17 protein-coding genes are annotated in these 18,256 nt (G+C 37.0%); 3 read left to right on the top strand and 14 right to left on the bottom strand.

Annotated features, from left to right (window positions below; translation table 11 throughout):
* Positions 1 to 18 precede the first annotated feature (18 nt).
* The 6 genes from yhaM to OR571_RS06315 all read right to left on the bottom strand — a co-directional run bounded on the left by yhaM (position 19) and on the right by OR571_RS06315 (position 5,708).
* Positions 19 to 957, bottom strand: coding sequence for a 3'-5' exoribonuclease YhaM (gene yhaM / locus OR571_RS06290; RefSeq protein WP_282242013.1), 939 nt, complete (start codon positions 955 to 957; stop codon positions 19 to 21).
* Positions 954 to 3,671 (bottom strand): ATP-binding protein, encoded by a 2,718-nt coding sequence (locus OR571_RS06295; RefSeq protein ID WP_282242014.1) that lies wholly within the window; start codon positions 3,669 to 3,671, stop codon positions 954 to 956. The genes yhaM and OR571_RS06295 overlap by 4 nt, the downstream gene beginning before the upstream one ends.
* Complete coding sequence (locus OR571_RS06300) at positions 3,668 to 4,879, bottom strand: metallophosphoesterase family protein (RefSeq protein ID WP_282242015.1); 1,212 nt, start codon at positions 4,877 to 4,879, stop codon at positions 3,668 to 3,670. The genes OR571_RS06295 and OR571_RS06300 overlap by 4 nt, the downstream gene beginning before the upstream one ends.
* 97 nt (positions 4,880 to 4,976) lie before the next feature.
* Positions 4,977 to 5,174, bottom strand: coding sequence for a hypothetical protein (locus OR571_RS06305; protein ID WP_282242016.1), 198 nt, complete (start codon positions 5,172 to 5,174; stop codon positions 4,977 to 4,979).
* A gap of 22 nt (positions 5,175 to 5,196) precedes the next feature.
* Positions 5,197 to 5,508 (bottom strand): DUF2178 domain-containing protein, encoded by a 312-nt coding sequence (locus OR571_RS06310; protein WP_282242017.1) that lies wholly within the window; start codon positions 5,506 to 5,508, stop codon positions 5,197 to 5,199.
* A gap of 2 nt (positions 5,509 to 5,510) precedes the next feature.
* Positions 5,511 to 5,708 carry a helix-turn-helix transcriptional regulator gene (locus tag OR571_RS06315; RefSeq protein ID WP_282242018.1) on the bottom strand — a complete coding sequence of 66 codons (198 nt, stop codon included), beginning with the start codon at positions 5,706 to 5,708 and terminating at the stop codon, positions 5,511 to 5,513.
* A 140-nt stretch (positions 5,709 to 5,848) separates the two neighbouring features.
* On the opposite strand from OR571_RS06315, the gene OR571_RS06320 reads away from it, so the two are divergent.
* Positions 5,849 to 6,034 (top strand): YhzD family protein, encoded by a 186-nt coding sequence (locus OR571_RS06320; protein ID WP_142540654.1) that lies wholly within the window; start codon positions 5,849 to 5,851, stop codon positions 6,032 to 6,034.
* A gap of 348 nt (positions 6,035 to 6,382) precedes the next feature.
* On the opposite strand, the gene OR571_RS06325 is transcribed toward OR571_RS06320, so the two are convergent.
* The 4 genes from OR571_RS06325 to OR571_RS06340 all read right to left on the bottom strand — a co-directional run bounded on the left by OR571_RS06325 (position 6,383) and on the right by OR571_RS06340 (position 9,240).
* On the bottom strand, positions 6,383 to 7,162 hold the full coding sequence (locus tag OR571_RS06325; RefSeq protein WP_282242019.1) for an enoyl-CoA hydratase: 780 nt from the start codon (positions 7,160 to 7,162) through the stop codon (positions 6,383 to 6,385).
* A gap of 119 nt (positions 7,163 to 7,281) precedes the next feature.
* Positions 7,282 to 7,626 (bottom strand): YlbF family regulator, encoded by a 345-nt coding sequence (locus OR571_RS06330; protein ID WP_282242020.1) that lies wholly within the window; start codon positions 7,624 to 7,626, stop codon positions 7,282 to 7,284.
* A 15-nt stretch (positions 7,627 to 7,641) separates the two neighbouring features.
* Positions 7,642 to 8,784: a DUF445 domain-containing protein gene (locus tag OR571_RS06335; RefSeq protein ID WP_282242021.1), complete on the bottom strand. Its 1,143-nt coding sequence runs from the start codon at positions 8,782 to 8,784 to the stop codon at positions 7,642 to 7,644.
* 66 nt (positions 8,785 to 8,850) lie between these two features.
* Entirely contained in the window at positions 8,851 to 9,240 is a 390-nt protein-coding gene (locus OR571_RS06340; protein WP_282242022.1) for a ferritin-like domain-containing protein, read from the bottom strand.
* 72 nt (positions 9,241 to 9,312) lie between these two features.
* On the opposite strand from OR571_RS06340, the gene OR571_RS06345 reads away from it, so the two are divergent.
* Positions 9,313 to 9,516, top strand: coding sequence for a YheE family protein (locus OR571_RS06345; protein ID WP_282242068.1), 204 nt, complete (start codon positions 9,313 to 9,315; stop codon positions 9,514 to 9,516).
* Between the two features lie 32 nt (positions 9,517 to 9,548).
* Here OR571_RS06345 and OR571_RS06350 read toward each other — a convergent pair whose 3' ends face one another.
* The 4 genes from OR571_RS06350 to chrA form a co-directional block, all read right to left on the bottom strand.
* Positions 9,549 to 10,805 (bottom strand): MFS transporter, encoded by a 1,257-nt coding sequence (locus tag OR571_RS06350; protein ID WP_282242023.1) that lies wholly within the window; start codon positions 10,803 to 10,805, stop codon positions 9,549 to 9,551.
* A gap of 814 nt (positions 10,806 to 11,619) precedes the next feature.
* Positions 11,620 to 13,359, bottom strand: coding sequence for an ABC transporter ATP-binding protein (locus OR571_RS06355; protein WP_282242024.1), 1,740 nt, complete (start codon positions 13,357 to 13,359; stop codon positions 11,620 to 11,622).
* Entirely contained in the window at positions 13,356 to 15,098 is a 1,743-nt protein-coding gene (locus OR571_RS06360) for an ABC transporter ATP-binding protein (RefSeq protein WP_282242025.1), read from the bottom strand. Before OR571_RS06360 ends, OR571_RS06355 begins: the two co-directional genes overlap by 4 nt.
* Before the next feature lie 391 nt (positions 15,099 to 15,489).
* Positions 15,490 to 16,647: a chromate efflux transporter gene (gene chrA, locus OR571_RS06365; protein ID WP_282242026.1), complete on the bottom strand. Its 1,158-nt coding sequence runs from the start codon at positions 16,645 to 16,647 to the stop codon at positions 15,490 to 15,492.
* Positions 16,648 to 16,867: 220 nt separating this feature from the next.
* On the opposite strand from chrA, the gene OR571_RS06370 reads away from it, so the two are divergent.
* The gene (locus OR571_RS06370; RefSeq protein WP_282242027.1) at positions 16,868 to 18,205 is read left to right on the top strand and encodes a hemolysin family protein; all 1,338 of its coding nucleotides are present in this window, start codon (positions 16,868 to 16,870) and stop codon (positions 18,203 to 18,205) included.
* Positions 18,206 to 18,256: the final 51 nt, after the last annotated feature.

An 18,256-nucleotide genomic window follows, 5' to 3' on the forward strand; every position in this document is an offset into this window, starting at 1 on the left:
CGCTTTTTTGTTTTTCAGTTATTCAAATGTAGGTTTATAAAACGAACGGTTTTCTAATGGGAATAAACGTTCAGTAAATTCTCCAGGATTTGTTTTGTCTAAAGCACGATTCAGCATATTCATTTTTGCATCGATATTATCAATATAATGCAAGATCTCTGCTTCACGAACCATTGGCCGCTTTGGACTTCCCCATTCTTCTTTACCATGGTGAGAAAGCACCATATGCTGAAGAAGCATTACTTCTTCACCTTCTATTTGAAGCTCATCTGCCGCTTTTGAAATTTCATTGACCATTATCGTAATATGACCAAGTAAATTTCCTTCAGTTGTATAGGTGGTTGCAACCGGTCCAGATAGCTCGATTACTTTTCCGATATCATGTAGGATAATGCCTGCATATAAAAGGTCTTTGTTAAGCGTCGGATACAATTCGCATAATGCTTTCGCAAGTTTTAACATGGAAACAACGTGGTCGATTAAACCTGATGCATAATCATGGTGATTTTTCGTCGCCGCTGGGTATGTCATGAAAGCAGGCTGATGTTTTTTTAGTAAGTGACGAGTTACACGCTGAATCAATGGATTCTTCATTTCAAAGAAAAATTGCATTACTTCTTCCATTAGTTCTTCTTTCGACTTTTCAGCTGAGGGCACGAGGTCATTAATCGTCACTTGTTCGTCTGATTTTGCTGGACGGATACTTTTTACTCGAAGTTGGAACTTTCCTCGATAATCTTGAATTTCTCCTCCAACACGTACAATTTGACTAGCAGCATATAGTTTTTCGTGCTCTTCGTTTGTATCCCATAGTTTCGCTTCAATATCGCCGCTTTTATCTTGTAAAATAAGTGACATAAACGGCTTTCCGACAGTTGTTATCCCTTTTGTTGATTGTTTTATTAGTAAGAAATGATCTACTGGATCCCCTACTCGTAGTTGTGTAATACCTTTCATTTCACATTCCCTCCACTTCCGGCTAATATGTCAGCTACTTCAACGATATGTGCATCTTTCCATCCATATCGCATATTTTCATGACATGTAAAATACAGTAGTTGATGTTTTTTCTGTAGCTCTGTCATTAATTGTACCATGTGTTGCAGCCTGAAACGATCGAAATGTACAAAAGGATCGTCCATTATAATTGGAAAAGGTGTCGTCCCTTTTAATGCTACTGCAAGTGCAATTCGAAGCGAAATATAAGCTTGTTCTTTAGTTGCTTGGCTAAGCTCGGCAATTTTAAATCGCTGTCCGTTTGATCTGACTGCCTCAAAATTTCCCTCTGGCGACAGGATTAATGCTTCATAAACATTGGCTGTGAGCGTGCGAAAATAGCTCTGTGCGTACTCCAATACTTCTGGGAGACGTTTTTCCTTTAACTGTGCAAAAGTTTGTTGTATCGCTTCTACAACCGCCTTATAAGCAGCCCACTTTTTCACTAATTCATATAGCTCTGTCTTTTTCTGTTCTAACAGCTGTAGCCTTTCACTTTGTTCATCATTTTCGATCAACATTTTTGTTTTGTATTGAAGGGTTGCCTTTTCTTCTAGCAATTGATTCCGTGCTTGTTGAGAGGCTTGTAATTTTTCTTTGCAGTCTAGTTCAAAGCTTTCGTTAAAATCATGCATATTTATTTCTCTATTGTCTAGTTGCATTCTAATTTGCTCGATTTCTTTTGTTAGCGCTAGTTTCTCTTCATAAATATTAAATGCAGTGTAATAGTCTTCTTCTGTTTCTACATTCGCTTCCTTGAATAGCTCCCCAACTTTTTTGGCATATGTGGTAAGAACTAATCTAGTTTCCTGTATTTTTGTTTCCAGCTGTTCAATCTTTTCAGCTTTAAAACCCTGTTCCTCTGCTTTTCTCTTTTCTGTTAAATAATATTCACGCAGCTGGTGAAAAAGCATCTCTTCTATTAACTGGATGGCTGCCACTTCCTTGGCTCGTCCGAATAGTGTTTGTAATCTTTTACTTACTTCATATAATTTAATTTCCATTTGATCTAATAGCATTTGTTGCTCTTGAATCATTCGAAGTCTATTAAAAACTTTAGGCAACAAGCTTGGGGAAAGCTGTTCACTAATATGGTACTCTGCTAAAAATGCACGTACCTGATGACCAATCTCACTTTTTTCACCTTCTAGTTCACGTATAGTATATTCAAGCCGTTCTATTTGCTCTTTTAAAGCCTGTTGTTCTTTCAACAACAAGTGCTCATACTTTTGCACATCATTTGTTTGTTGCAATGTCTTAAGCAGGAACGTAAAGCCAACGTAAACAATCACACTAATAAGGACAGTTGTGAGTGCAATTATCCAATTTGCTTGGAGAAAGCTAAATGTAAAACCGATTAAAAGAATGACTGCAATAAGCAAGAAAGCTATCCCGTTTGGATTGTTCTTCTGGGAAGAGGATCTGTTTGTTCGTTTCGATTCGTTTAAATGATGTTGATGTTTTGCGAAGTCTTCTTTTTTCATTTGCAATAAACGATTTTCTTGCACGATTTGTCTATCTAGTTGTTCTTGTTTTTTTAAGAAGGAAACAAGTTTATCCTCCTTCCCAATGGAAACATCCGCTTGAACCATTTGGGTTAAGCTTTTTTCCCAATCTACACCTATTAGAGCTAATTGTTGCATTTGACTTTGCAAAGTTTTACTTTGTTCCTCTTCTATTTGTATTCGCTTTGCTCTTAGCTCATGCCACTCGCTTTCATTGTTTAAAAAAACCTGTATTGCTTCTAATTCTTCTTGCGAAAGGACAGTTTTACTGGTTGTTATCAATTTGAGTTCTTCTTTTATTTGTTCGTTGGCAATTTTTAGGCTTGTTTCTTTATCTTTTATTTGTTCATATCTCCGTATGCCATCTGATGGGAAGGTTTGATGGTCTATCTTGTTCAGTGCTTGTTCTAACGCTATTTCTTTTTCTTTTATGGGCTTTAGTTGCTTCCACTGTATATATTGTTGTAATTGATCAGAGATATTTTTCTCCTCTTCTAGTCTTTCCGCGATGAGCAATTCCAGTTCATGTAGACGTTTAATAGAAGGCTCATACATCTGTACTTCTTCCATCTGTTGTTTCCATGCTAACTCCAATGCTCGTAACTCTTCCATTTTTTGATTGATCAATGGTTTCTTCCCAGTAGGCTTAAAGAGCTCTCCCATTTCTTTTACAAATTGCGTTTCCACGTTTGTTAACATGTCCATACCAGTCGTGCCTGAGGTAAGAAGTGTTCTAGTCAGCTCTTCTTCTGTCATTTTTTCGAAGCCTTGCAATTGAAGCAATGAAAAAGAGAAAATCGCTTCGAAATCTGTACGACTGTATGAATGAAGTAAAGATGAAAGTTCCTTCTCCCCACCTCTTGTACCATCTTCAAAATATAGGGTGACGTCCCCACTTGCCTTCCCTTTTACCCGTTCTATTATCACACGAGCCCCATGCTGATCTATTAGATGAATTTTACCACCGTACATCGCCCCACTTTTAGGTTCGTAGCGTAAAAGCTGTGCATTTTTTTGTGGGAATCCAAAGAGAATGTGTAAAATGAATTGCTGAATTGTAGACTTTCCGGCTTCATTTTCCCCGTAAAAGACATTGATCCCATTCATTAAACTGATTTCTACATTTTCATGTTTTCCAAAACCATAAATATGGAGCTTTTCTATTTTCACTGTTTATCCACCTTTTCCCCCGCTTTTGAAAGGAGTTGTTCTGCCTCTTGCAGCGTCTCATTCAAAAACAGTTCATCTACTGTAGGTAAATATCTACTACCTTTAGGATGTCGATACAGATCCTTTAAAACATGCTTCCAATCCCATGAATCCCATTCATTCATCCTTTCCAAAAGCATATTTAATTCTTTTCTATCTTTTTTAGGATGAGCTATATACAAGTCCTTTACAAGGATAAATGGACTTTCCATCTCCAAGCTTTCTTGTAAGAGTAGTAGCCACTCTTCCTTAGAGGAACCTTGAATGAGCTCGTTCGTCTCTTCACTAATATCTATTAAAATAAGTTCAATCAATGCATTTCCGTTTATTTTCCGATAGTGGTCTAGAGTTAGTTCGATATGTTTTATTAATTCATTTGCATGGACAATTCCCTCACAGGAAACTTCTACTACATCATAAATAAATACAGATGATGGGATAAATTGAAGCATTGCATGATGCTTCGTTAAGGTGACCTCATAAAATCCTTTTACCCCTTTTTCGTTTCGGTGGCGGCTTTGTGTATTGCCTGGATATACAATAGGAGGATCATTATGCAATGTTTGCCGTTTATGGATATGGCCCAGAGCCCAATAATCATAGTCCTTTGCTATTAATTCTTGTATTTGAAAAGGGGCATATACATCGTGTTCTACATTTCCTTCCACACTACCATGCAACATGCCAATATGAATATGTTTACCGTTAGCAGTTGGGTAGTGGCGATGCATTCCTTCTAAAACATGTCGCTCTTTATAGCTAAATCCTGATATATAAATTTCCTGTCCTTTAATATTTAGTGATTTTGTTTCCACTTCTCCTCCGAATACTTGCACATTGTCTGGAAGCTGAAACCGCACCCAATTTCCACTTAGATGATCATGGTTTCCATAGCAAATTAAAACAGGAATTCCTAATGATTGTAGCGATTCCATTCCTTTTTGAAATAGTGCTTGGGCACGTAAGCTTCGATTTTCTCCATCATAAATATCACCAACTATTAGGACGAAATCTGGCTTATTTTCCAATGCATATTCTATAATATTTGTGAAAGCGTTAAATGTACTTTCACGTATGTCCTTCCACTTATCTTGCGGAATGGAGGAAATCCCTTTAAAAGGACTGTCCAAATGCAAATCTGCTATATGAAGAAATCGAATTTCTGTCATTGCTTCCACCTCACTCTAAAAACGAATATTTGTTCTTATTTTAACATAAAGAAAAGATTGCATACAATTAAATGTAGGCAATCTTTTCTATTCTTTACTAATTATAAATGCGCTCTTTTTTCATTTGCCTAAGAGTTGCCATTAAGCTCGTGAATCCAGCTAAAAAAGCTGGGAAAATACTGAAAACCAGAAACTTCCAATTCTCTGTTATTAATGAGACACATAGAAAAATCAACGGAATTCCAATTAATGCAAATAAGGAAACACCTAGCGCTAATTTTGTATTGCTTTTCATATTCAGTACTCCTCCATTCATTCTAGTTAGACCTATTGGCGATGAGTGACCCGATTGCATAGGAGAGCATATGAATCACCCAAATTGCAGTCATTAAGAAGAAAGCTAACCCTGGCCCTTCCATAAAAATAATTATCAGCCACACGATTAATATAGTTATCGTAGTAACAGTCCAAGATAAAGAGCGTGCCTTTTCATGGATTCTAACATAACGTTCATCAAACCATCTTTTTTGCTTTCCAATCCGTCTCATGACCAAAAATACTATCGCTATGATGACAATCGCTAAAGGTAAACCTATTAAAAATGAAAATAAATCAAACCCCTCATACATCCCTATTCCTCCTCATATATAAATATTTCCTCAATCGTACATTGGAACAATTTTGAAAGCTTAAAAGCTAATGTAATCGATGGATTATAACGTCCTTTTTCTAATGAACTGATTGTTTGCCTAGAAACATCTAACCTGATTGACAGGTCATCCTGCGTCATCCCAAGCGCCATTCGCTTTTCTCTAACTAAATTTTCCATGTGTACACCTTCTTTCTTTGTAAAGCTAGCTTTACGTAAAGTATACTTTACACCCCATTTCGTTGTCAAGCTTACTTTACATTTATTTTTAGAATTTTTAATGTATAATAGAATGGAGACGAATAAAGGGGTGTGTTTTCATGAAAACATATAAATTTACTGCATTTGAACCAACAGGAAAGCTAATTGTTGAAGAAACATGGACTTTCGAAAATGATGAGGAAGCGAAGAAAAAAGGGGAAGCAGCAATCGAAGAAAAAGGTCTGCTTGAAAAGACACATCGTTTAGTAAATAGCGCAGGGAAACTTGTATTGTTTCATGTATGAACTAGTGAGGACTAAAACCGTCTTGGTTTTAGTCCTTTTTTTGTGCTTTTTTCCTGGAGAATGAATTTAGTTGGAATTCTAGCGTGGTTAGTTCGAAAAACGGAGGGTTTAGTTGGAATTTTGAGGCATTTAGTTTAGAAAGGATATTTTTACCATCTAAATGTCCTGAGAAAGCGGGATTTTGGCGGGATTTTTCTTGAGAATTGAGTTTAGTTGGAATTCTAGCGTATTTAGTTGGAAAAACGGAGGGTTTAGTTGGAATTCTGAGGCATTTAGTTGAAAAGGATATTTTTCCCACAAAAATAGCAGAAGATCACTTATGTTGATCTTCTGCAGTTAATTCGTTAACTATTGTCCTTGGAATGCGGGTTTGCGTTTTGCAACGAATGCATTAATGCCCTCTATATGATCAGCGGTTTTACGCATTGCGGTTTGAGTAATTGCTTCTTGCTTAAGTATGGATTGCAGTTCCTCTTTTTTACTTGCATGTAAAATTTCTTTTGAGGCAATCATCGCTGCGATTGGCGATTGCAGGAGCTTTTGTGCATAGGATGTTGCGGTTGCCCATCCAAGACTATCAGAAGCAACTTCATCTACTAAACCAAGCTCTTTTGCCTCTATCCCTTTTAACAACTGACCACTCCATATAAGTTGCTTTGCTTTTGAAACTCCCACTCTTTCTTTTAAGAAGAAGTGTCCTCCTCCATCTGGAACTAATCCAATACCTATAAAGTTCATTGCCAATTTACTATTTTCTTCGGCAATGACTATATCACAGCCAAGTACCATACTAAAACCAAGTCCAGCTGCTGCTCCGTGTACAGATGCGATTGTAATTTGCGGTAAAGTATATAATGCTAATGCAATGCGTGATACATATTCCATCGCTTCTTCTATATTAAAAGGATTTTCTGTATTGATCATCGCTTTAATATCTCCGCCAGCTGAAAATGCACGTCCCTCTCCTCTAAGCAGTAGTACTTGAATAGAAGTATCTTCCTTTAGGGATTCCAAACAAACGGCTAGCTCTTGCATCATCATTTCATTCATCGAATTCATTGCTTCTGGTCGATTTAATGTTAATGTAGCAATTCTTCCTTCTTTTTCTAATCTTAACGTGTTATACATTCCATACTCCCCTTTGTCAGTGAATAGTCATTCATTAATAATACATTCGTCATCCCTTACAATATTCCTTCTTTATAATATAAAAAGGATCTCATCCAATTGTGGAGAGATCCTTTTTATCAAATGCCTTCGTATAATTCTTGTACTGGTTTGATTAATACACGATTTACTTCTTCAATCAACTGACTTAATCCCATTTCGGCTTGAAGCATTTTTGAAATCTTCTCATTGTTTTGGGCAAGCTGTGCAGTTTTTTGCGCATATTCTAATTCTTCGCCAGCAATTTCTTCGCCTTTCATTTGCTTTTCTTGAAGAGTTAATTGGATTTTGCGAAAGCTTTGGAATAATGCTAGTGCTTCTGCATCTGCTTTTACAGCATCAACAGCCGCCTGTACGTTTGCGAACTCGTTTGTTTTTCGTAATGTCGCTTCTAATTTGTTAATGTCATCATAAATATTGATCATTATTGTTAGCCCCTTTTATCCCGTTATAAATACAATAATTCCTTGAATAATCCCGATGAGACCCCCAAGAAATCCACCTAAAACGGTAATCATTTTAAATTCTCTTTTCGATATACCAAGTACAATATCTTCCAAACGTTCTACTGGGAAAGAATCGACTTGCTCTTTTACCATATCTTCTAATTTCATTTTACGCAACACTTCTTCTAATTTTGCTTCAGCTTCTATAAAAGCAAAATTAGTAAGCCTCGGAACAAGCTTTGTTTGTGTCCATTCTGTTGCTTCCGGAAAATAATGGACTAAGCTATGACTTAAACGTTCTTCAATAGCCAATTGCTCAGTTAAATACTTCTTCACATTCGCAATGACCGGTTCAAAATCGAATCCATCAATCATCTCCACAATTGGGCGATCTTTTAGCTTTTCCCATTCATTTCGTACAATATTTTCTAACATATTCTTTGTTCCTGGTGCTTTTAAAAATTTCAAGATTTCGGGTTGCACTTTTCCAGCAAGTGAAGAAGATTCTCCAACGAACATTTGAATCATACTTCCGAGTGTTCCTTTAGTGGAAAGGAAATCATCGATTAAGTTTTTTACCGTCATTTTCCCTTGTTCGGACTCGAAAAACTCTTCTCCCTTTTCCAGAATATAAGCAACTATTTCTCCGACTTTTGTATCTGCTTTTTGTTGCCATTCGGCAGGTGCTAGCTCACGAATCGTTTCCTGTTCAAATCTTGATTTTAGTTGTTGAAATTGGATATCTACTTGGTTTTCAATTTTTCCATTTGCCATGGACGCAATATTTTCAAGACCACCAAGCTTCAGCCAATCAGCAATTGTTTTATCGGAAAGAAGTATTTTTTCATTCAATTGGCGGACGATCAATTTTGTTGTCTTTTCTTGCATTTCTTCATTGAAATATTTTCGTTTAAAAATGTCAGGGGTTAATAGGTGATTAATCACTGTATTTCCTAGTTGTTTTGCCAGTTCATCTCTTCTTTTTGGTATTAAACCTGGTGTGAATGGAACTCGCCATGGTCCAATATATTTTGCTTCATGCGGCCTAAATAACATTTTAATGGCCAAATGATTCGTTACTGCTCCTATAGCTGCTCCAACGATTGCCATAAATGCGATTGTCCATATAAAATTCATCTGTTTCACCTTTTTCCTCTAGCTTCTCACTTATTATAGCAGAGGAAGGACAAACACTAAAAGAATTTACAATGCGTTGTACATGGTTGAAAAACGAATAGCATGTTCTGTTTCGTCATGCATCGCTACAAATAGTGGAGCGTATGCTTGCTGGATCGGTATTTGGAGCAGCATTTCTTTATACATTTCAGCCGCTTCTAACTCATCTCTAATTGCGCTTTTTGCACATTCCTTTAAATCAAAACATTCTTTGGGTTCAGGGAAATCCTGTACAAATGTCCCAGTAAGCATATAATATAGTTGTTGGAACATTTCGTAATGGCTTTTTTCATCTATATATACATGCTCGATAAAACTTTGCCAATACGGGTCGTCAGTTAATTTATACATAGAACGATAAAAGTGATAATCTTCATATTCGTTTAGTATTGCTTGCTTTAATTTATCAGTAAACAATTTGACGCTCCTTCATTAGTCATTTCTACTAGTGTATGCGAGTAAATTATGCCACATGAAAGGTTGATAGAATTGCTACAGCATTTTAGCTTCAAGCCACTATATGAAAATAAGCAACTACCAGGTTGGTCTATTTCTTTCTTCTATAAGAAAGCAAGATACACAGCGGAATATGAACCAGATGGAACGATTAAATGGCTAGGCGAGACCCCAACTGACGAACAAGAAGTAAAGAACATGATTCATGAACTTATGCTTTTTCATGTATACGACTAAAAAGTGCAAGAGAGTATTCTCCCTTGCACTTTTTATACTGCCCCCAGTTTTTTGCGTCCAAATAAAATATAGAAATAAGTAGAAGCAATTATATATAAAACACCTGTAATCGAAAACGTATATGCATAGCCCCAATAAAAACCATATGCCATTACAAGTCCTGTGGCAATTCCTCCAGTACTCGCCCACCCAATGTGGAATACCATCTGATTTACTGAATTAGCAAGTCCTTTATATTTATCATGCACAAGGTCCATCGCGATTGCACTTTGAATCGGGTTTCCAGCATTCATCAACGCTTGACGGAGTAGGAAACCAAGGGATGCAACGATGAGAGAATTTGTAAAACCCGTGATAAATAAAAAAGGAATAGAAAGTAACTGGAATATTACTAATGCACGCACTTGCCCCACTCTCTTCACAAGTGCAGGACCTAGTAACATGGCAACTGCAGTCATGGCGGAACCTAGCGACAAGATTAATCCAACATAAGAATTGGAGGCCTCAAATCGATTGGAAAAATATAAATTCAAATAAGGAATGACTAAACCAGAACCCGTTCCTATTAACAAATTGGCAAATCCAAACAGCACGATTACAGTAATATTTCGTTTGAAATTACTAGGAATTTTTTTTGGTCTTGCATCTGTCGTTTTTACTGTCTCTTCCACTTTTTCACTTGGCTTTAATTGAAATAAAGGGATTAATCCCAATCCAAAAATAACTGATCCTATTATTAATACCCACTTAATCGAGACAAGCACGGACATATTGGCATATAAATGTAATGCATCCGCCAATACCCCTCCCCCTAAACTTCCAACTACACTGGCTATCGTGACTAATGAAAAATGAATACTAAATAAATGCATTCGCTCGCTAGCACGTGAGTTTTCAGCAAGAAAAGGAACACCTGAAACCTGAACTAGCGCCATAAACAGACCTGTTAGAAATGCTGCGTATATAATGGACTGTTCGGTTATTGTGACACTTCGATAAAAAAGAGTTATTACGGAAACGATAGTCCCAAGAATAATCATTCCTTTTCGCCCGTATCGGTCACTTAAAAATCCTGCTGGAATAAGTATTATTGCCGTTGCAAGGGAGGTCATAGAGATGACCGTTCCATTAACAGTTTCGGGAAAGCCTAATTCTTTAATATATAAATTATACATAACCGCAAATATTCCCATTCCGGTTTGTATGAATATATTGGCAAACATAAACAATCGAATATTTCTATTGAAGGAAGCTATTTTAACTTTCCAATCCCGTAGCCAATTTAACATAGATGACCTCTTTTTCATTTTATTTCGACTCTCTAAATATACGATGGTCGTCATAAAACTTCAATAGGGATTACGCCGTACAGGATAAAAAATTTCTCTTGTAAAGTATAGTCATCGAGTGATGATTGACCAGTTTACGAGGGAGATTGTCCATCTATTTGATGGGATCGTCCAACTTCGGAGTGAGATTGTCCAGTCTTGCAATGATTGTCCAGCTTTCGAGGGTGATTGTCCAACTATTTAAAAAGATCGTCCAACTATTTAAAAAGATCGTCCAACTTCGGAGTGAGATTGTCCAACCTTGGGGTGATTGTCCAACTATCTGAAGGGATCGTCCAACTTAGGAATGAGATTGTCCAACTTTGGGGTAAGATTGTCCAATCTTTCAATGATTGTCCAGTTTTAGGTAGATTGTCCATCTATTTGATGGGATCGTCCAACTTCGAGAGGTGATTGTCCAACTTTGAGCAGAGATTGTACAACCTTGCAATGTTTGTCCAGTTTTCGAAGGAGATTGTCCAGCTATTCGAAAAGATTGTCCAACTTTGAGGAGTGATCGTCCAATCTTGCAATGATTGTCCAGTTCTCGAAGGAGATTGTCCAACTATTTGAAAAGATCGACCAACTTCGGGAGGAGATTGTCCAATTTTTTAAAAAGATCGTCCAGCTTCCGAAAGTGATCGTCCAACCTCGCGAGGAAATTGTCCAAACTACGATCAAGCTGCTGGAATGACCCATCGTTACCCTGCTCAATTCTAAGAAGCTCTATCTTTACATGCTTTCAATACAAAAAAAGGGAATATCCCCACACGCATTATGCGTATGAGGATACTCCTGCTTGTAGTTTATACATTTGCTCATAGCGTCCCTGTAGTTCCAGTAATTCTTCATGTGTTCCACTTTCAACTATTTCGCCGCGATCTAATACTAAAATACGGTCTGCATTTTTAATAGTAGAAAGTCGGTGCGCAATGATAAAAGTCGTTCTTCCTTTTTTCAATACATCCATTGCATGTTGGATGATTTCTTCTGTTTCCGTGTCAATATTAGAGGTTGCTTCATCCAGAATGAGAATAGCTGGGTCGAATGCAAGTGCTCTAGCAAAAGAGACGAGTTGCCTTTGACCAGAGGATAATGTGCTCCCCTTCTCAATAACTGGTTCATCCAAACCTTTTTCCAAGTTTTTTAACACTCGTTCTCCACCAACTGCTGCTAATGAAGCTTCTACTTTCTCCCTGGAGATTTTCGGATCGTTTAAGCTCACATTTGATGCAATCGTTCCGGAAAACAAATAGGGATCCTGCAAAACAATTCCCATATGTTCGCGAATCGTTTGTCTTGGTAAGGTGGTAATATCGATTCCATCAATAAGAATTTTACCTTTGGAAGAATCATAAAAACGGAACAATAAGTTCATAATAGAGCTTTTACCAGATCCTGTATGCCCTACAAGTGCCACCGTTTCTCCTTTATTCGCGATAAAGTTCAAGTTTTTCAATACATACTCTTGCTCTTTGTATGCAAATGAAACATTTTGGAATTCTACATTTCCTTCGTATCGCTCCATCTTCTTATCTGCTACTTTTTCACCTGATTCATCGAGTAATGTGAACACGCGAGAACCTGCTACTAATGATCTTTCCAATTGCGAAAACTGGTTCACTATCCCTGTAATTGGATTAAATAGTCTAGTTGTATAATCTACGAACGCATACAGCATCCCAGCTGACACGATTGTACCTGGTTCCATTGATTGTAAGCCAAAATAAGTAATAAACACAATAAACATAACGGAACGCAAAACGCTTACTAAGTTAAACGAAGTTGCGGAATCTAGTATTAATAATTTCCTCTGATAGCGATAATGCTCTTCATTCATTTCTTCAAATTCTCGGTCCATTTGTTCTTCCCGTTTAAATGCTTGAATAATGGACATCCCTTGAATCGATTCATTGAGCATTGCATTTAAATCCGCAATTTTCGTCCGAACTATATGATTATATTTAGAGGCATATTTTCGATAACTAATCATCCAAATATAAATGATCGGTAGAACAAATAAAGCCATCAAAGCCATTCGTACATTTAGTATGAAAAGCGCGACGTAGACCCCTAAAATGGAAATAATACTCGTTGCGAATTGTGATAATACTTGCACATATAAATTACGAATTGCCTCTGTGTCATTAGTAACGCGAGCTACTACTTTACCAGCAGGCAAATTGTCAAAGTACTGAATCGGTAGCGTCTGGATATGTTGAAATACATCGTTTCGTAGTTTTTGTACAACTCGATTCGCTCCTACTTGTAGCTGTATAAACATGAAATATCGAAAAACTGCCGTAACAACACTTAACCCAAAAAACAATCCTAGCAACAGTAGAATCGGTTGAAATTCAATGGCACCTTCTACAATATGTTCGTCGATGATTGTTTTGGCGATGAAAGGGCCCGACAAATCGGCAAACACCGCAATGGTTAAAAAGATTAAACCAAGCAAAATTGGCTTTTTATAAAATAATGCGTAATGGTAGAGTCGTTTTCCTGTACTCATGACGACACCCCCTCAAGCTGTTGACGATCGTATTGCTCTTTGTACCAACCATTTTGTAAAAGAAGCTCTTCATGAGTACCCTCTTCTACTATCAGTCCTTCATCTAGCACGATAATATGGTCTGCATGCTGAATACCGGATAATCGATGCGTCGTAATAATTGTTGTCTTCCCACTACGTTCTGTTTGAATATTTTCAATGATTTTCGCTTCTGTTTTCGCGTCTACCGCTGAAAGCGAATCATCTAACAATAGGATTTCAGGATTTTTAATAAGCGCACGAGCAATCGACACACGCTGCTTTTGGCCACCTGATAAGGAAACTCCCTTTTCTCCTACTAATGTTTCTAGACCCATCGGTAAATTCATCAAATCTTGCTGGAAATGGGCTAACCGAATTGCATCTTCTAGCTCTTCTTCCGTTGCATCCTCTTTCCCAAAAAGGATGTTCTGACGAATCGTACGTGAAAATAACACATGGTCCTGTGGAACATAGCCAATCCACTCTAATACTTGGGCTTTAGTTTGTTCTGAAATTGTCGTTTCTCCAATCGTTAAAGCTCCCGTACCAATCGGATATTCCTTCAATAATTGCTTCATAAAAGTCGTTTTCCCAGAACCTGTTTTCCCTACGATTCCAAGCGTTTGCCCTTTTTTCAGCTTCACTTGGATATTTTGCAGGTTTTTCACTTGGGATAAGGGATATTGGAATCCAACTTGTTCAAAACCAACGGAGCTTGCATTTTTTAATGCGATTGGATTAGTCGGATCTTTTACATCTTGTTCATAATCTAACGTTTCCTGTACACGATCTAAAGAAGCATTCCCGCGTTGCATGACATTTATCAGTTCACCGATTGCGAACATCGGCCAGATTGCCATACCTAAATACACGTTAAAAGTGATCAAATTTCCAACTGTCATCTCGCCTCTAGATACTAAGTACGCACCATATCCTAAAGCAACTACATAACTTATGCCCGTACCTACTTTCGTAATCGGTCCAAAAAGTGCATCAATTCGTTCTACTACCATATTTTTTTGGTAGACGTCTTCACTCATATCAGCAAACTTTTTTTCATCTGCACGCTCTTGCACATATGCACGAATTACGCGAACACCAGCGATTGATTCTAAAACGCGGTCGTTTAACTCACCAAATGCATCTTGGGCAGTCATATATTTTTCATGAATGATTTTTCCTAAATATTGCATAATAAGTGCTAAAACCGGTATAGGTAAAAGTGCGAAGAATGTGAGCTTCCAAGAAATGATGAAACCCATTGCGAGTATTAAAGCCGCCATATACATCGTTGAATCAATTAGTGTCATAATGCCAAATCCTGCTGTTTGGGACACTGCATTTAAATCATTAGTTGCACGAGCCATTAAATCACCCGTACGATTTTTTTCATAAAAAGTTGGTGTCATACTTAAAAATTTGCGATTTAACTTAGTACGTAAAATTCGCTCAATCGAGATTGAACCTCCGAATAACTGATATTGCCATATAAAATTTAGTGCATAAGCAACAATAATTATTGCGATAAATATGAAAAAGTATTGCCATAATTGACTGGACGTCATTTCACCCAAAGTAATGGTATCAATTGCATTCCCAACTACCCAAGGAGGTAAAATTTCTATAACACTCGCAACTATAAGCAGTCCTACCGCAACCGTATATCGCTTCCAGTTATCCTGGAAAAACCATTTTAATTTAAATAAAACAGAAAACATTCATTAACCCCTCTTTTCTCTTCAAATCCACTTACATATTCGGCTATCCGCCTTCTAGAGATTCCTTTAATAAAATTTGTTTTGTTCGTTGAATATTCATATCCAACACTCCTTCACATCAATTTTCACCAAAAAATGGAAATCATTAAACGCAAAAAAGCACATTGCCCACAATACGGCAATGTGCTTTAAAAATAGACATATTTCTTTTCTTACATGTCTATTAATAAATCATTTTTCGTCTAATGGTCGGTATGAATAAATTATTAAGTTTTTTACGCTATCTTTTAAACGAATCATTTTTCATACCTCCATTTCCTTTTATTTAGTGTCCCTTAACATTAGCATACAGAAAATTCCGTTGTCAATACATTTTGAAAAAAGAAATTTATTAGATTAATTGTACAGCGGCACCTAATAACGCACTTATTAATACTACTTTAAAAGGCGCCCATTTATACACGACTAATAACATAAAACTAATTAATACAATAATAAAATCAAACGTGCTTGTTACCGCACTTGTAAAAACGGGATCATATAACGCAGCTAGAAGAATTCCCACTACAGCTGCATTAACTCCTTTTAAGGCGGCCTGAATTCCCTTTTGCGACCTGATAAAAGACCAAAATGGCAAAGTACCGATTACCAATAAAAACGACGGTAAAAACATCGCAATTACTGCTATAATAGCTCCTGGAATTCCGGCAGTCACTTGTCCTAAATAGCCTGCGATTGTAAACAGAGGTCCCGGCACTGCTTGCGCTGCTCCATATCCAGCAAGAAATATATCTGGAGTTACCTCCGCTTCTCTTTCAAGCATCGGTAAAACGACATGTCCCCCGCCAAACACAATAGACCCAACTCGATAATACGTATCAAAAATAGAATAATATACTGATTGAAAGTAAGGTTTAACAACAGGCAATAAAATCAATAGTCCAAAAAATAAAATCCAACTTATAATCCCTGTCTTTTTACCAAAAGTAAGTGCCATATTAGGAGCTGGTACCACGGTTTCTTGTTTGTAATATATGTAGCCAAACAGACCGGCGGCAACAATGATGCTAATTTGACCAATAGCGGTTGGAATAAGCAAAGTTAAAATAGCACATACTACGGCAATAGAAATACGTACTTTGTCAGGAGCAAGTGACTTTTGCATACCAAGAAGCGCTTGTCCCACAACTGCGACTGCAACAATTTTAAGCCCTTGAATCCAGCCACTATCAAATGAACCAGCAGTTGTAACGTAAGCTGCAAAAAGCATTAATATAATGACTGATGGCAAAGTGAAGCCTATCCAAGAAAGGAGACCTCCAAGTATTCCTCCTCTTAACAAACCAATCGATATTCCAACTTGGGAAGATGCGGGACCAGGTAAAAACTGGCATAGCGCTACGATATCGGCATACATTTTATCATCCAGCCATTTTCTCTTTTCCACATACTCTTCTCGAAAGTAACCAATATGTGCAGCCGGTCCTCCAAAGGAAGTAAAACCTAGTTTAATAGAAGCCTTTATAATTTCAACATATGTATCTTTCAATTGTCATCCTCCCATCCATACAGCTACTATTATCACATTTTTTAGGCTATTGAATTGATAAGTTTATGTTAAGTTTCTATAGAAATTTGTTCCATGTGAGAAGAAAGATTTGTATTTTCTTTTTATATATTTTATTATTAAACGTATAAACTATTTTTTAGAAAACAGGAGGTGTATACTTTGTTCTACCCCTCATTCGGGTTAGGGACAAAGTAATTATTTGGAAATAGCCATACGATTGACAGCATTTGCTGTCTTAATCGCATTCACTGCATTTTTCGTTGCTAGTGAATTTGCAATTGTAAAAGTAAGAACGACAAGAATTGATCAGCTTATTGCTGAAGGAAACACAAGGGCGATAAATGCAAAAAAAGTCGTTTCTAATTTGGATGAGTATTTATCTGCATGTCAGCTCGGAATAACCATTACCGCTCTAGGTTTGGGGTGGCTTGGAGAGCCGACAATCGAAGCTATACTACATCCTGCATTCGAGTATTTTGAGCTTCCGGAGAGTGTTACCTCCGTACTTTCATTTATCATTGCATTTTCTCTAGTAACATTTATACATGTAGTTGTTGGGGAACTAACACCTAAAACAATGGCAATTCAAAAGTCGGAACAAATTACATTAGCAGTTGCAAAACCACTAATTATTTTTGACCGTCTAATGTATCCAGTTATTCACGGTATGAATGGGTCTGCACGATTTTTAGCTACCCGAGTGTTTGGTTTAAAAGCCGTATCCGAATCGGAAGTAGCCCATTCAGAGGAAGAACTTCGTATGATTCTCTCTGACAGTTATAAAGGTGGAGAGATCAACCAAGCCGAATATAAATATGTAAACAAGATTTTCGAATTTGATGATCGTATTGCCAAAGAAATTATGGTTCCACGAACAGAAATTATTTCGATTGAAAAAGATTTAACGCTACATGAAGTATTTGAGCTAATTGGTGTGGAACAATATACGAGATATCCTGTAACCGATGGTGACAAAGACCATATTATAGGACTTGTTAATATGAAAAACTTATTAACAGCTTATATTAAAGATCCTGCAAATGCATCTACTCCAGTAATTGACTATATGCAGCCAATTATTCGAGTGATTGAAAATATGCCGATAGCTGACCTATTGCTTAAAATCCAAAGAGAACGTATTCATATGGCCATTCTAATGGATGAGTACGGTGGTACTTCAGGTCTTGTTACAATTGAAGACATTATCGAAGAAATCGTCGGTGACATACGTGATGAATTCGACACAGATGAGCTTCCAGAAGTTCAAAAGATTGACGAAAATCATTTTATCATCGATGCAAAAATGTTAATCGAAAATGTCAATGATCTCCTTGGTATTAATATCGATGAAGAAGATATCGATACTATTGGTGGCTGGTTTATGACAAAAAGCTTTGAAGCCGTTAAAGGTGAAAAGATTATCGAACAAGGATATGATTTCATGGTAAAAGATATTGATGGGCATCACATTCAATACTTGGAAATCATTAAAGCCACTCCATTAAATGATTTAGATGAAATAACAGAAGAACAGTAAAAAATGATACAGTTATGTGAAACGACTCTCAAATTGAGAGTCGTTTTCATA

Origin of the sequence: Psychrobacillus sp. NEAU-3TGS (assembly GCF_029955155.1) — a bacterium.
In the GTDB taxonomy this organism is placed as follows: domain Bacteria; phylum Bacillota; class Bacilli; order Bacillales_A; family Planococcaceae; genus Psychrobacillus.